Origin of the sequence: Shinella zoogloeoides (genome assembly GCF_033705735.1) — a bacterium.
Classification (GTDB): domain Bacteria; phylum Pseudomonadota; class Alphaproteobacteria; order Rhizobiales; family Rhizobiaceae; genus Shinella; species Shinella zoogloeoides_A.
In genome coordinates this window covers 74,274-89,222 of record NZ_CP131133.1, presented here as the reverse complement: position 1 = coordinate 89,222, position 14,949 = coordinate 74,274, and the positions used below count along the sequence as shown (strand labels likewise).

General features: G+C 62.8%; 11 protein-coding genes. 4 read left to right on the top strand and 7 right to left on the bottom strand.

Features of this window, described 5'->3' with window-relative positions:
* The 3 genes from ShzoTeo12_RS27910 to ShzoTeo12_RS27900 all read right to left on the bottom strand — a co-directional run bounded on the left by ShzoTeo12_RS27910 (position 1) and on the right by ShzoTeo12_RS27900 (position 3,972).
* Positions 1-2,145: a ParB/RepB/Spo0J family partition protein gene (locus ShzoTeo12_RS27910; protein ID WP_318914480.1), complete on the bottom strand. Its 2,145-nt coding sequence runs from the start codon at positions 2,143-2,145 to the stop codon at positions 1-3.
* Positions 2,146-2,245: 100 nt separating this feature from the next.
* Entirely contained in the window at positions 2,246-2,824 is a 579-nt protein-coding gene (locus tag ShzoTeo12_RS27905) for a hypothetical protein (protein ID WP_318914479.1), read from the bottom strand.
* On the bottom strand, positions 2,821-3,972 hold the full coding sequence (locus ShzoTeo12_RS27900) for a phosphoadenosine phosphosulfate reductase family protein (protein ID WP_318914478.1): 1,152 nt from the start codon (positions 3,970-3,972) through the stop codon (positions 2,821-2,823). The genes ShzoTeo12_RS27905 and ShzoTeo12_RS27900 overlap by 4 nt, the downstream gene beginning before the upstream one ends.
* A 436-nt stretch (positions 3,973-4,408) precedes the next feature.
* Here ShzoTeo12_RS27900 and ShzoTeo12_RS27895 point away from each other — a divergent pair, with 436 nt between their 5' ends.
* The gene (locus tag ShzoTeo12_RS27895) at positions 4,409-4,720 is read left to right on the top strand and encodes a hypothetical protein (protein ID WP_318914477.1); all 312 of its coding nucleotides are present in this window, start codon (positions 4,409-4,411) and stop codon (positions 4,718-4,720) included.
* A gap of 136 nt (positions 4,721-4,856) precedes the next feature.
* Here the strand turns inward: ShzoTeo12_RS27895 and ShzoTeo12_RS27890 are convergent, their stop codons facing one another.
* On the bottom strand, positions 4,857-5,084 hold the full coding sequence (locus ShzoTeo12_RS27890; RefSeq protein ID WP_318914476.1) for a hypothetical protein: 228 nt from the start codon (positions 5,082-5,084) through the stop codon (positions 4,857-4,859).
* A gap of 296 nt (positions 5,085-5,380) precedes the next feature.
* On the opposite strand from ShzoTeo12_RS27890, the gene ShzoTeo12_RS27885 reads away from it, so the two are divergent.
* Positions 5,381-6,226: a type IV toxin-antitoxin system AbiEi family antitoxin domain-containing protein gene (locus ShzoTeo12_RS27885; protein ID WP_318914475.1), complete on the top strand. Its 846-nt coding sequence runs from the start codon at positions 5,381-5,383 to the stop codon at positions 6,224-6,226.
* Complete coding sequence (locus ShzoTeo12_RS27880; protein WP_318914474.1) at positions 6,216-7,166, top strand: nucleotidyl transferase AbiEii/AbiGii toxin family protein; 951 nt, start codon at positions 6,216-6,218, stop codon at positions 7,164-7,166. Before ShzoTeo12_RS27885 ends, ShzoTeo12_RS27880 begins: the two co-directional genes overlap by 11 nt.
* A gap of 56 nt (positions 7,167-7,222) precedes the next feature.
* Here the strand turns inward: ShzoTeo12_RS27880 and ShzoTeo12_RS27875 are convergent, their stop codons facing one another.
* From ShzoTeo12_RS27875 to ShzoTeo12_RS27865, 3 genes are read right to left on the bottom strand one after another with little or no spacing between them, the layout of a single operon-like run.
* Positions 7,223-10,483 carry an error-prone DNA polymerase gene (locus tag ShzoTeo12_RS27875; protein ID WP_318914473.1) on the bottom strand — a complete coding sequence of 1,087 codons (3,261 nt, stop codon included), beginning with the start codon at positions 10,481-10,483 and terminating at the stop codon, positions 7,223-7,225.
* Positions 10,480-11,994 (bottom strand): DNA polymerase Y family protein, encoded by a 1,515-nt coding sequence (locus ShzoTeo12_RS27870; RefSeq protein ID WP_318914472.1) that lies wholly within the window; start codon positions 11,992-11,994, stop codon positions 10,480-10,482. Before ShzoTeo12_RS27870 ends, ShzoTeo12_RS27875 begins: the two co-directional genes overlap by 4 nt.
* The gene (locus tag ShzoTeo12_RS27865; protein ID WP_318914471.1) at positions 11,912-12,670 is read right to left on the bottom strand and encodes a damage-inducible mutagenesis protein; all 759 of its coding nucleotides are present in this window, start codon (positions 12,668-12,670) and stop codon (positions 11,912-11,914) included. The genes ShzoTeo12_RS27870 and ShzoTeo12_RS27865 overlap by 83 nt, the downstream gene beginning before the upstream one ends.
* A 207-nt stretch (positions 12,671-12,877) precedes the next feature.
* On the opposite strand from ShzoTeo12_RS27865, the gene ShzoTeo12_RS27860 reads away from it, so the two are divergent.
* Entirely contained in the window at positions 12,878-14,947 is a 2,070-nt protein-coding gene (locus ShzoTeo12_RS27860) for an ATP-dependent helicase (protein ID WP_318914470.1), read from the top strand.
* The last annotated feature ends 2 nt before the right edge of the window (positions 14,948-14,949 follow it).

Genomic DNA, 14,949 nt, shown 5'->3' with positions numbered 1-14,949 from the left:
TTATTCCGCGGCTTCGAGATGCCCGTCCTGATCGTCATCAGCGTCGGCGTCAGTCTGCTCGCCATCCAGCTCCTCGGTCAGGAATGCCGGCAGCACGACGTCGCCGGCTTCGACGTCCTCGTCGTCGACGGTCACCGCATCGTTCGTCTCCGCAGTCCCGACCTCCTCGGCGACTTCGTCGGCGGGATAGCGCAACACTTCGGGGAGCCATCCGCTGCCGTCGAGCAGCCGGGCCGCTTCGCGCGCCATGTCCTGCTTCTTCAGGTGATCGATAAGCTGGGCCGACTGATCGCCCTTTGCTTCGCGAACGGCCTGCAGGATGTGCGCCTTGGTCACGCGGCCGAGATAGTTATCGACCGTCGGCGTCCAGCCCGCACCCACCATGCCGAACCCGATCGTCTGAGCCAGCTGCACGGCATGCTGGTTTTCCCTGGTCCGGCGGTTCCATTGCTGGACCGTGGCGTTCAGCGACATCGACGCGCAATGCGCAAACAGCGCCATTCGGCTGTCATGATCGAGCGCGATCAGGTAGCCCCAAACCGCGTCGGCGTCACCGGGAAGATCGTGTCCCCAGGCCTCCTGGCGCTGCTCGATCTCCTTCGCCCAGACCGTGTCGGAAAGGCCCTGCGTCTTGGTCGAGACCGTATGCTGCACCGTGATTTCCAGGCAAGACGCCGTGCGGAAGTGATAGAAGGTGTTCAGCACGAGCAGGTGCAGCACCGTGATGAAGGCCATCATCGGCTCATTGGCGAGCGCATTCCTGAGCGCAAGCGTGCGGGCCGCAGTCAGGTCCTCGATGAGCCGTTCCGAGAGCGGCCGGATCTTGCCGTCGTCCTCGTCAGGCTCCTCGATACCAACGGGCTTGCCGTTGATCGTCACACCACCCCCTTCCGCGGCGGCGGTGTTGTCGCCATCTTCACCATCCTGCTCGGCGCCATCGCCATCCTGCGCCTCGACGACAGGCTCGTCTTCCGGCCGGACGAAGCCGCGCTCGATCCTGATTTCACCGTTGCCGGCCAGCGAGATGAAGGCGCCGCCGCGAGCGACGTCCTCGGGATCGAGAACAAACGGGCGTTCATTCAGCGCCGTCAGCTGGGCGTCGAGATCGTCGAGGCGCGCTTCTGTCTCCTCGGAGTGCTCGTCGGCTTCCTCGTATTCCGCGTTGAGCTTGTCGAACTCCGCCTGCAGGCTATCGTGGCGAGCAAGCTCTCCCTCGGTGAACTCCGCCTGCTTCCCATAGAAGCGGCGAAGACCGGACGCGTGGCCGAAATGGAAGTCGATGGCAGAATCGACCCACTTCCAGCCCTCCTCCGTCTTCAGCGCTTCGGCGTCTGCCGTCAGCTTTTCCAGCACGAGCTGTTCAAGGAGAGCCGGATCCTGAAGCCATCCGCCGTTGTCCTGCTCGAAGAGATCACGCATGACAATGCCGCCGGCGGCCTCATAGGCTTCGATGCCGACATAGACCGAACGGCGATCGCTCGCCCGGATCGCCGTTTCGGTGAGCAGCCGGCGGATGTAATAGGGGTCGGTGCTTTGCGTGCGCGAAATCGTCTCCCAGACCTGCTCCTGCCGGGCGTGATCCTTGGTGATCGAGAACGCCATGACCTGGCCGAGCTTCATCTGGTCATCGCCATAGAGTTCGAGCAGGCGGGGCGACACCGACGCCAGCCGCAGGCGCTGCTTCACCGTCGCAACCGAGATGTGGAAGCGAGCGGCGATTTCCTCCTCGTCGAGCCCCTGCTCGCGCAAGACCATCATCGCGCGAAATTCGTCGAGCGGATGAAGATCGGCGCGCTTGACGTTTTCGGCAAGCGAGTCCTCGGCTTCGAGGGTTTCGCCTTCGCTGACGATGCAGGGAACGCCCGTGGTCTTCGTCAGTTGCTTCCGGTCGACCAGAAGCTTCAGCGCGCGATAGCGGCGGCCGCCGGCAGGAATGCGGTAGATGCCGGTCTCCTTGCCCTCGGCGTCCCGTTCCGGACGCACGTTGATGCTGGTCAGCAGCCCGCGGCGAGCGATGTCGTCGGCAAGTTCCTCGATAGAGACGCCGGCCTTGGTCTTGCGCACGTTCTGCTGGCTGAGGACGAGCTTGTTGAAGGGGATATCGCGCCCGACGTTGAGCGCGATCTTCTGAATGGCCTGTGCCATGTCAATTCTCCGCGGCGGACCGGCCGGAACCTCTCTCCAGCCACCTCAATCCGCCACGAACGCCCCGTCCCCCCTCCCCCTCTTTTGCCGGCCGCCGGCCTCACCGCCTGCCGCCAGCGCCCGCGTCGCCGCTGGCATCGCGCGGGCAACTGTTCAGCCAGATCGCCATCTGCTGCCGCATGATGCCGATCGGCGCGCAGATTTCCGTGATCGCGGCGCTCCCCGTGACAAAACCATCCTCCTGAAACAGGTCGACGAAGTGCTGCATGACGTCGAGATAGAGAGCGCCACCGACGAGGCAGACGTCGACGAACGGTTTCCGGCCATGCTCCGTCATCGAGGCGATGTGCATGCCCGGATGCTCGCCCGATGGCATCACGAGTCGCTGGGTTTTTGGCAGTGGCCATCGCGTGCCAAGGCCGCCGGCCTTCATGGCGGTCGCAATCTCCGGCGTCATCCGTCGATCGTAGTTTTCGACAGTGGTCCTGGCCTCACGAAAACCGTACTCGGCCGACAGAAAGGCAACCCGTGCCTTCTGTTCGTCGGGATCGACATGACGCAGAGTGCGCCAGAGCGGTCCATCGTATCGGTCACGCGCCGGCATATATTGCGGGCCGTCGCGCTTGGTCATCGAGCACGAAAGGATCAGCAAGCGTTGGGAAGGCGACGTTTCGGTCATGCGGCCCTCCCCCGGCTGGCCTGAAGATCGAGCAGCTCAGCATAACGAGCATGGATAGAGACGCGGTCGACATGTCGCGCGCGAAATCCCAGCATCGCGCCGACCTCCGAGCGCACCTCGGCGAGAAGGTCTGCCTCCCCGTCGGAGAGCATCCGGGTGGGCCAACCTTTCACATAGAGCATCGGCTTCGTCAGCCGGCGTTCCACCTCACGACGACGGCCCGCCTTTTCCTTGGCCATGGCGAAAAGATCGCGGATCCTCGGCTCAAGCAGATGAGGAGCGATATCGCCCAACCAGCGGCTGCTTTGAAACGCGAACGTGCTGCGGCATTCGAGACCAACCATCTGTCGATAGAGGTCGTGCGCTTCGGGCTGCGCCGCGGCGGCTACCAGATCGGGAAGGCTCGACATGATACAGAAACGGCACGACACGCGCGTGAGACCAAACCGGCGATAGGCGGGATGGGGTTCGATGCCCCAGAAATCGAGCGCTGAAAAGACCTCCGCCTCGGACCAGTCGAGTATCGGCCGCCAGGTCCATATGCGCTCGCCCGGTTTGTGATCGAAGATTTCGGCGCGGGCGCGCTGCGGGCTTTCCTCGCGCCGGACGCCGGTCACGCTGATGATCGGCAGTCTGGAAAACCGGCGTTTGAGTTCCGCATGGATTTTTGAGGTCTTCATCTCGGACGTACAGAACCTCATAGCTGGCGTGCTCCAGCACGGGACGAGGGTCACGGTGCTGAGGTTTTCGTAGCGCGCGACGTTGGATCGCCAGCGGCTTTCCCAGCGGTCCATCAGCCCACCTTGCTTGCGGCAGACGACAATGAGCTCGGCGCCGAGGCGATCGGATAGTTGCGCGCATGTCGGTAGCGAATCCGCCCATTCGACCGAGCCGAGATCGGCATGGATCAGCAGGCGCGGGCCGGAATGCCCGATCCTGTCGAGATACTCGAAGGTCGCCATGGCGGCGGCCTGGCTGTCCTTGCCGCCCGAGACCCCGATGGCCACGGCCGCGCCTTGCTCGAGCAGACCTGCAATCGGCGGCAAGATGGAGATCGAAGGGAAAGCGCGGGCAATCGATATCGCCGGCTGTGTCCTATGGGTGGCAAATCGCTGGCGCGCGTGGTCCACATTCGGATAGTGACGCATGGTGCGGCTCCATGGCGAGCAGCCGGAGCCTCTCTCCAGCCTCTCAACTCGCCACCGCCGCGCCGCCCCCCTCTCCCTCTCCCTTCGCCGGTTCCCTTTCCCATTCCCGGCCGCCCGCGCCATCGGCACGGTTCGGAAAATGGCGCGTTACGCGGGGGCGAGTGAAGAAATTTCAGGACAAATTCAACGGGATGTCCTATCTTCCGCCCCGAAGCGGTACGTGCCGCTTTGGGGCGTGGAAACCCCTGTGAACGGTTGGTGCTGGCCGATACAGCATCACCTCCTTGACCTTTGGGTCGGGGGGCCTGACGCTATGTCCAGGTTCTCCGAACTAAAAGCTCAGGGCCGTTTCACACGGTTTCCAACCCCCCGATCATGGGGTCATTGAGCATTGAACGGCGGGGACGTACCGCCGAAGTTGCTTCAGGAGAAACCGTTGGCTGAAGGTCTCGTCTTCACTTTTTATACCTACGCCGATGCCAGGATCCCGCTCGACGAGCGCTGGAAACCGACAGGGCTACGCGATATTTTCTTCGACAACTACGAAGAAGTGAGGCGCACCGTTCTTGCGATGCGCGACGACATCGCCGCCGATCCGGATATGGAATGGGAAGCGACGAATATCGAAAAGGTAGAGACGGTCCCAGTGTGTCAGTCCAGCGTATTGGCGTTGCTGAACGAAGGACCCGGCGCGTTTGTCGACCACTACGAGGTTCTGGAGACGATCGGGCGACAGCACGAAAGTTGATTTTCGTCTGCGAGGCGGCCCCGGTCCGTTTGGTAGAGTGAGCCGCCATCTCTATTGCGGGGTAGATAACAGCGGCAGTTCGGACCGTAGCGGGCTGATACTTCTGCGGCGTGAGCCGTCCACCGTCCAGGAAGAGCTACCTGTCCGGTTTGGTGAACGGAGACGGCAGTAACGTGTCGTCTGGCAAATCCGCCACGCGTTTCATCACCTGCTTGAGGCGGTCGATATTGAACGCGTTATCCGCAAACCATATCTCGATCTCGGCCGGATCGAGAGTGTCGACCATTGCGGTCGTAGGAACCGCACAGCCAGATTCGCGGATGGTGCGGATATTGTGTTGGTAGCGTCGGATTCGTTCCTCCATCGGAAGGTCTGGCCCGTGCTTCAACAATTTCTCTTTCGGCCACGTTGGCAAAGGTCGGCTCCTCCAGACGCCGCAAGGGTACTTCAAAACTACCAAACGCCCTCACAAAATCCATCCCCAGCGCTATGTACTGGCGCAGGGTTGGCCCGACATGGCCATAGTCCCCGCGACCTGGCTGCAGGCGCGCACGGCTCAAGCTTTGAGATCGATGCACATGGTCAAACCTGCGTTGACAAAATAGCGCATACGTAAAGCAAGACTCGTGCAAACTTTAATCCTATGCCATAATGTCAAACATGAATGGACAATCAGAGACAAAGCTAAAGCAGCTTCTCCAGCAAGTCCCCCCTGGCTTTCTGGTGGATTCCCGGTGGATGGCTCGTCATGCCATCTCGCGGCAGTCCGTCTCAGGCTATGTCAAACAAGGCTGGCTCGAGCCGGTCATGTCGGGCGTCTACCGTCGTCCGTTTTCCTCGGACACCAATCCAGAGGCCGTTGGCGGCTGGAAAATACCGCTTCTCTCGGCCGTCTGGCTCATGCGGCGTAAATTCCATGTCGGTGGGGCGAGCGTCCTCTCTCTGCGGGGACATGCTCATTACCTATCGTTCGGCGGCGAATTCGCCCTCTACCTCTACGGATCCGATATCCCAGCGTGGCTATCGAAGCTGCGGACGGACGCCGATGTGAAGACCAAGAGCAACGTCCTGTTCGGCGAAGGAGTGACCGGCGTAGACGATGCGGATTTCGACCTTTCCAACGACGAGGATCCGGAACTGGCACAAAGCCCATGGCGCTGGCCAATGCCAATGTCCTCGCCCGAGCGCGCGATCCTCGAAATGCTTGATGAGGTCCCGAAGAACGAAAGCTTCCACAAGGTGGACGTGGCCTTCGAGAGCCTCGCCAATCTACGCCCGAGATTGATGACGACGCTCCTCACCCTATGCCGGAGCGTCAAAACCAAGCGCCTCTTCTTCGTGTTTGCCGACAAGCATAATCATGCGTGGCGCCGGCACATCGACATTTCGTCCATCGATCTCGGCAAGGGCGACCGGGCGCTGACGCCGGGCGGTCGGCTGCACCCTATCTACCGCATCACAGTCCCGGCCGACTTGATGCCAAAGGAAATCCCGAATGGCCCGTGAACAATACATCCGCCAGGTCGACCTCCTGGTGCGGACCCTTCCTTTCATCGCCCGCCACGACGCCTTCGCCCTGAAGGGCGGGACCGCGATCAACCTCTTCTATCGCGACATGCCGCGGCTCTCGGTCGACATCGACTTGACCTATCTGCCGATCGAGGACCGTGAAACGACGCTGGAAAACATCGACACGATACTGGAGCACATCCGCGAAGACTTGATGCGCAACCTACGCGGTGTGAACGTCCAAAGGATCGCCGGCGGCGGCAACAACGACACCCGCCTGCTCGTCCGGCAGGGCAACGCAGAAATCAAGGTCGAAACCTCCCCGGTCGCGAGGGGCACTGTCCATCCGCCGAAACTGCGCCGCGTGAGCGAGAAAGTCGAGGAGGCGTTCGGCTTCGCCGAGATGCAGGTCGTCTCGTTCGAAGACCTGTTCGGCGGAAAGCTCCATGCGGCGGTGGACCGACAGCACCCGCGAGACCTCTTCGACGTTAAGCTCCTCTATGAAAACGAAGGGCTGACCGACGCGCTTTTCCGGACATTTCTGATCTATGTCGCCAGTTCCGGACGCCCGCCGCACGAACTGATCAAACCCTCGCTTGCGGATCTCGACGAAGCCTTCGTGAAAGAATTCGAGGGGATGACGATTGAGCCCATCAGCCTCGACGATCTGAAAACAGTGAGGGACCGAATGACAACGGACATCCTCGCAAAGCTTGACGACAGGGGGGCGCACTTCTTGTTGTCGCTTCACGACGGCGAACCAGATTTCGCGGCGATTGGATTACGCCAGGCTGCGGAGCTTCCGGCCGTCCGCTGGAAGCTTCTGAACCTACAGAAGTTGAAAGAACAGAACCCCATGAAACATGCCGAACAGCGGCGTGAGATCGAACAGATTGTGTCAGCGGCACACAGGGACTCAGGAGGAGGCAATATCTGACCTATGTGCTCAAGGATCGTTTCCACCAATCGCGGGCGCCAGATGTCGGCCCCGCGTCAATGAAAATTCCGGCTTTTCACCTTCAGCCGATCAATGAGGAGGTCTGGCACGTAGATCTCGCGCGTCGGCGCCGCCGCCTTCGACCGCTCGCGCGGATCCGGCGCACCATTGCCGCGCGCGAACTCATCACCCCTTCCGTGGGGCAGGGGAAACTGCTCGTCCCGCTCGCCCAGTCGGCCGAGATCCTCTGATAGGTCGAACAGCCGTTGCGCCACCAGATGCACCAACTCCCCTTCCCGCTGAATTTTTCCGTTGATTGCCATCATCGAAGCCGAGAGAAGAACGCGGCGCTGGCGCTCGAACAGCGTCGGCCAGACCACCGCGTTGACGATGCCGGTCTCGTCCTCGATGGTCAGGAACATGACACCCTTGGCCGAGCCCGGCCGCTGGCGAACGAGCACCAGGCCGCCGGTCATCAGCCAGCGACCGTCGCGCGCCGCCATGGCCTCGGCGCATGTGACCATGCCCTTCCGGCGAAGGTCGTTGCGGAGAAAGGCGATCGGGTGCTGGCGAAGGGTGAGGCCGGTGTGGGCATAGTCCTCGACGACCTCGTGCTCTGCCCTCATCGAGGGCAAGGCAATCGATGGCTCCTGCATTTCCGCGACCTGGCGCGCCTCGCGGTCGGCGGCCGCGGCCCAAAGCTCCAGCGGCTCGTCGCGCAGTGCCTTGATCGCCCATAGCGCGTCGCGGCGCTGAAGCTGCAATGACGGGAGGAACGCATCGGCTTCGGCCAGTTTCACCAGCGCGGCCGTCGGCACGCCCGATCGCCGCCAGAGATCGTCGGCAGAGGAGAAAGGTTCGTCAGCGCGTGCGGCCACGATGCGAGCGGCATCTGCCGTCGAGAGTCCTTTGACCATCCGCATGCCGAGACGGACGGCGCAATGACGGCTTCCTTCGATGTTCTCGAGCGTGCAGTCCCAGCGCGAGGCATTGACGCAGACGGGCCTGATTACAACGCCGTGCTGAGCGGCATCCCTCACGATCTGGGCTGGCGCGTAAAAACCCATCGGCTGCGAATTCAGCAGCGAGGCGCAGAAGGCGTCCGGGTGATGGCATTTGACCCAGCTCGACGCATAAGCAATCAGCGCGAAACTGGCGGCGTGGCTCTCAGGAAAGCCGTAGGAACCAAAGCCTTCCAACTGCGAAAACGTGTTTTCGGCGAACTCGGCCGAGTAACCGTTCTTGACCATGCCGGCGATCAGCTTGTCCTTGAACTTCGAGACACCGCCCGAGAACTTGAAAGTCGCCATGGATTTCCGCAGTTGGTCGGCCTCGCCGCCACTAAAACCGGCGCAGACCATAGCGACTTTCATCGCCGACTCTTGAAACAGCGGGATACCGAGCGTTTTCGAAAGCACCGCCTCCAATTCGGGCGTCGGATAGTCGACCGGCTCCTTGCCCTCGCGTCGACGAAGATAGGGATGCACCATATCGCCCTGGATCGGCCCCGGCCTGACAATCGCCACCTGAATGACCAGATCATAAAATGTGCGCGGCTTCAGGCGCGGCAACATCGACATCTGTGCCCGGCTTTCGATCTGAAATGTACCCAAAGTATCCGCCTTGCGGATCATCGCGTAGGTGCGAGGATCCTCGGAAGGAATGGACGCGAGATCCCATACCTCGCCCTTGTGCGCGGCCATCAGCGCAAAAGCCTTGGCCATGCAGGTCAGCATGCCCAGCGCCAGGACGTCCACCTTCATGAATTTCAGCGCCTCGATATCGTCCTTGTCCCACTCGATCACCTGGCGATCGTCCATGCGCGCCGGTTCGATCGGCACGAGATCGTCGAGCCGGTCATGCGTCAGCACAAACCCACCCGGATGCTGGCCGAGATGGCGCGGTGCGCCCATCAGTTGCTGCGCGAGTTCCAGGGTCAGCTTCAGCCGATAATCGGCTGCGTTGAGGTTGTTTTCCCGGACCTGGCGCTCGGACACACCTTCCGACCAGCCCCAGACGCCAGATGAAAGCTGGCCGTTCATGTCCTCCGGCAGGCCGAGGGCCTTGCCGACGTCGCGCAACGCACCTTTCGCACGGTATCGCGTCACGGTGGAACAGAGGGCAGCCTTGCTGCGGCCGTAGGTGTTGTAGATCCACTGGATGACCTCCTCCCTCCTCTCGTGCTCAAAATCGACGTCGATATCCGGCGGTTCGTCCCGCTCCTGGCTGATGAAGCGTTCAAACAGCAGGTCGTTGGTATCAGGGTCGATGGAGGTGACGCCAAGGCAGTAGCAGACCGCCGAATTGGCGGCCGAGCCCCTGCCCTGGCAGAGAATGCTCTTCGACCGGGCGAAGCGGACGATCGAAAAGACCGTCAGAAAATAGGGCGCATAATTCATCACCCGGATCAGTTCGAGTTCATCCTGCAGGGATTTTTGGACCTTGTCGGGAACACCCTCGGGATAGCGATTGGCGGCTCCCTCCCAGGTGAACTTGACGAGCGACTGCTGCGGATCGAGTCCCGGCACGATCGCTTCTTCAGGATACTGGTATTGCAGCTCACCGAGATCGAACTTGCACCGATCGACGATCTCGCGCGTTCGGTCGAGCGCTTCCGGATACTCGGCAAAGAGCCGGTGCATTTCCTCCGGCGCCTTGAGATAACGATCGGCATGACGCTCCCGGTCGAAGCCGACATCATCGATGGAGGTGCGGGTGCGGATGCAGGTCACGACATCCTGCAGCTGACGGCGGCTCGATTCGTGGAAGAGCACATCATTGGTGACGACGGTGCGCACCTTGAAGCGGGCGGCCATGGTGGCAATGCCGTGGAGGCGCATGCGGTCGTTCGGCCGGCGCCGCAGGCAGAGGCTGACATAGGCGCGGTCGCCGAAGAGTTCGGCCATCTTGCGCAGCTGCACGCCGCAGGTCTCGTCGGCCTCGTCGGGCACGAGTACCCCGATCATGCCGGCGGCGTGCTCGGCGACATCAGTGAATTCGATCAGGCACTTGCCCTTGCCGCCGCGCGCCTTGCCAAGCGACAGTAGCCGCGTCAGCCGCGAGTAGGCCGGTCGGTCCATCGGATAGACGAGGATCGACATGCCGTCCGTAAGATCGAGCCGGCAACCGACGACGAGCCGAATGCCGGTCGCCTTGGCCGCCTCCCAGGCGCGCACGATGCCGGCGAGGCTGTTGCGGTCGGCGACGCCAAGGGCATCGATGCCGAGCGCGGCCGCCGTGGCGAACAACTCCTCGGCGCTGGACGCCCCGCGGAGAAATGAAAAGTGTGTCGTGACCTGAAGCTCGGCGTATCTCATCCGAACACCCCATGCACGAACCAGAGGTGGGAGCCGGTTTCCGGATCGATGCCGTCGCCGGCCCGATAGACCCAGTAGCGTTCGCCAAGCTCGTCCTCGACCACGAAATAGTCCCTGACCGCCTGGAACTCGCGGGGCCTGCGCCACCATTCGCCAAAAATCCGCTCCGGCCCGTCGGCGCGCACGACCTTTCGGCGCTTGCCGCGCCAGGTGAACACCGCCGGCGGCTGGTCCGGCAGCAGCGCGATCACCTCGATGCGTTCCGGGTTGGCGAACAGCCGTGTCGGCCGCGGCCATTTGACGGCCCAGGCCTCGCCGATGTCAGGCGCGGTCGCCGCGATGCGCCGGACCGAACGCTCCGGCACATCGGAGGCGACGGGCGCGACGCGAAAGAGCCGGTGGCCACGATTGCCGAGAATGTCGACCAGCGGTGTGATGTCGGCGATCTCCTCCTCGATGAGTGATGAGGCAACCTGCCTTTCCTCGAGCGGCTCGGCGAAGACGGCGACCAACACCAGCTTCTCGATGCCAAAACCGGGATCGATGGTCTCGATGCGGTCGCAGAGAAGCTTCGACAGCCGTGCCGGGTCACGAACGGGTTTGGCAAGGCCGGCACGGAGATGCTGCCTTGTATTGTCGACGCGATGAACAAAGAGATCGCAGCGTCGCGCGCCGAGACCGTTTTCCGCCAGCCGGGCCGAGAGCTGGCCGACCAGCCGGCAGACATACTTGGCGATGGTCTCGGGCGCGCCGATCGGTTCGGCAAAATTCTTCGTGACGTCGATCAGCTCCGGCGTGCGGATCGGCTCGATCGGCTCGGCGATCCGGCCGAACATCTGATCCAGCCGACGTGCCGGTTCCGGCCCGAACCGCAACGTCAGCGGCGCGCGCGGCATGGCCGAAAGCTGGCCGATCGTATCGATGCCGAGCACACGCAGGCCCTGGACGATCTCCGCCGGCAGCCGCAGCGCGACGATCGGCAGGTCGATGACCGCCTTCGTCACATTGTCTTTAGGCACGACGGTCGTTTCGGCCGCAAGCAGCCGGGCAAGCGCATGCGCGGCGCCCAAGGTGTCGGCCACGGCGACACGCGCTGTCAGCCCGCGGCCGCGCAGCAGATTGACGAGACCCGACACGAGCAGCGCCTCGCCGCCGTGCAGGTGATCGGCGCCCTCGGTGTCGATGACGAGACCGTCGGCGCCATCGACCGCGACGACGGGGCTATATTGCCGCAGCGTCCAGAGCGCCAGCCGCTCCAGCGCGGCGGCATCTTCGGCCGGGGCCGCATCGACCATGATGAGGTCGGCGACCATGGCCTGCGCCTTGCTGGCGGCCATGCCGATGCGCAGGCCGAGTTTCAGGGCTGTCGGATCGGCAGCAGAAATCCAGCGCTTCGAGCCGCGACGGGCAACGACGACCAGCGGCTTGTCAGCCGGCAAGGCTTCGCCAGCGTGCCGTCTGATCCGCTCGGTCGAGAGCTGTGGGAAGTAGACAGATACGACCCTTGGCATCGGGGGCTCCAATTTCGAATTCGGCGCATTCGCCGGCCTTGACGCGCATCAGCTCCGCCAGCCAGCGCGCCCTGCCAACGCCAGCCACCGGCAGTCTTTGTGACGGCAGGGTGCTGATGCGCCACCGCGTCGTCGAGGCGGTCGGCTGCCCATAGTCCGAAGCCTCGTTCTGTCGTCGCCATCGCCGGAGCACGATGCCCATGGCGCCGGTTTTCTCGGCCGCCAGCTGCAGGCGTCGCGAGGCCGTCATCGGCAGACGGACGAGTTCACCGACGACGACCACGAGGCCGCGAAACGACAGGCCCTGCTCCATCGCATCCAACACCTGCTCTTCACGGTCGCTTTCGCAAAACACCACACGATCCGGGTGGAGCCCGGCCTGCGTTACTGCCGGGAAAAACAGGTCCGGGCGCGCCATGCACCAGAGCACCTTGCCGCCGGCCCGCGCCGCGATGCCCGCCACGAACAGCGCGGCCGCAGCCCCGTCGACCGTCCCTCCCCCGCCGCCGGCGATCTCGTGCAGCGCCCCGAAGGCGAGCCCTCCGCCCGGCAATGCCCGATCGACCTCAGTGACGCCGAAAGGCAGCACCTGACGCGCGCGCGTCGCACCGCCTTCGAGCTGCTCGATGCGCTCGCGAAGCTCGGCCAGCACGGGGTTGAGGGCATGGTTGGCCACGGCAGAATTGTTGCTCCTTCAGGGTTTCCAGCGGTTCTTTAAGCTGATATGTTCATTATTTGTTCCGATTGCCCAACTGAGTCAATCGGGCCTTCGCTCCGGAAGCTGCCCCTCGGCTAAGTCGTTGAAACGAATCCCTTAGCTGCATCAAGGAGATATCCGGCGATCGGAGGGGTAGGAAATTTTTCTTATGGCGTCTGGGGACAAATGGCGGCGGCTCATCTCGAAAAACTCAACGACCGGCAACGGGAAGCCGTCGAGCACGGTATCGGCCTGCCAGACGGAAAGATCGGCGGCCCTCTGCTGATCATCGCTGGCGCGGGCAGCGGCAAGACCAACACGCTGGCCCACCGGGTCGCGCATCTGATCGTCAACGGCGCCGATCCGCGCCGTATCCTGCTGATGACCTTTTCCCGCCGTGCCGCGTCAGAAATGGCGCGTCGGGTGCAGCGCATCTGCCGGCAGGTGCTCGGCGACAATGCCGCCATCATGACAGACGCACTCGCCTGGGCCGGCACGTTCCATGGGATCGGCGCGCGGCTGTTGCGCATGTATGCCGAGCAGATCGGCCTCAGCGTCGACTTCACCATCCATGATCGCGAGGACAGCGCTGATCTGATGAACCTCGTCCGGCACGATTTGGGATTTTCCAGCAAGCAGAGCCGGTTTCCCACCAAAAGCACCTGCATCGCGATCTATTCGCGGGTGGTCAATTCGGAGGCTTCGATCAAGGATATCCTGAAGTCCTCGTATCCTTGGGTGCTGGAATGGGAGGAGCAATTGAAGCAGCTGTTCGCCGCCTACACGGAAGCGAAGCAGGCGCAGAACGTCCTGGATTACGACGACCTCTTGCTCTACTGGGCGCAGATGGTTTCCGAGCCGGAGCTGGCCGAGGACGTCGGCAACCGTTTCGACCACATCCTCGTCGACGAATATCAGGACACCAATCGCCTGCAGGCGTTGATCCTGATGTCTCTGGCGCCCGGCGGCCGCGGCCTAACCGTCGTCGGCGACGACGCACAATCGATCTATTCCTTCCGCGCGGCGACCATTCGCAACATCCTCGATTTTCCGAAGGAATTTTCCCCGAAACCCGCCGACATTATCACGCTCGACCGCAATTATCGTTCGACGCAGCCGATCCTGGCCGCCGCCAACGGCGTCATCGAGCTGGCACGGGAGCGCTATACGAAAAACCTCTGGACCGACCGCGCCTCCGAGCAGCGGCCGATGCTGGTCACCGTCAAGGACGAGGTCGACCAGGCCGCCTATATTGTCGAGCAGGTGCTCGCCAACCGCGAGATCGGCATGACGCTGAAGCAGCAGGCGGTGCTGTTTCGGACCTCCAGTCACTGCAACGCGCTGGAGATAGAACTCACCCGCAGAAACATCCCGTTCGTGAAATTCGGCGGTCTCAAGTTTCTTGATGCCGCTCACGTCAAGGACATGCTGGCGGTCATGCGGTTCGCACAGAACCCGCGCGACCGGGTTGCCGGCTTCCGGGTCTTGAAACTTCTACCTGGCATCGGGCCGAAGCTGGCCGGCAAGATCCTCGACACGATCGCGGTTGATCCCGAGCCGTTGCAGTCGCTCGCCGAAATCCCGGCGCCCGCCAAGACCGGCGACGACTGGCCCGCCTTTGTCACGCTGGTCACGGCTTTGCGAAAGGCCGAAGCCGGCTGGCCTGCTGAAATTGGCACGGTGCGGATGTGGTACGAGCCGCATCTCGACCGCATCCATGAGGATGCCGACACCCGCAAGGATGACCTGCTGCAGCTCGAACAGATCGCCAGTGGCTATGCGAGCCGCGAACGTTTCCTGACCGAGCTGACCCTGGATCCGCCGGACGCAACCAGCGACCAGGCCGGGGTGCCGCTTCTGGACGAGGATTATCTGATCCTCTCGACCATCCATTCCGCCAAGGGGCAGGAATGGCGGGCCGTTTACATGCTCAACGTCGTCGACGGTTGCATGCCTTCCGATCTCGGCGCCGGCACCACTGCCGAACTCGAAGAGGAACGCCGCCTGCTCTATGTCGGCATGACCCGGGCGCGTGACAACCTCACCCTTGTCACCCCGCAGCGATTCTTCACGCACGGTCAGAACGCCCAGGGCGATCGTCATGTCTATGCGTCACGGACCCGATTCATTCCGGCCACGCTCCTACAGTTCTTCGAGACGACAAGCTGGCCGAAGACCGCCGCGGCGGCCAGCGAACGAAGCGCAAAGCAGACGCGGATCGATGTCGGCGCGCGCACGCGGTCAATGTGGAAATAGGC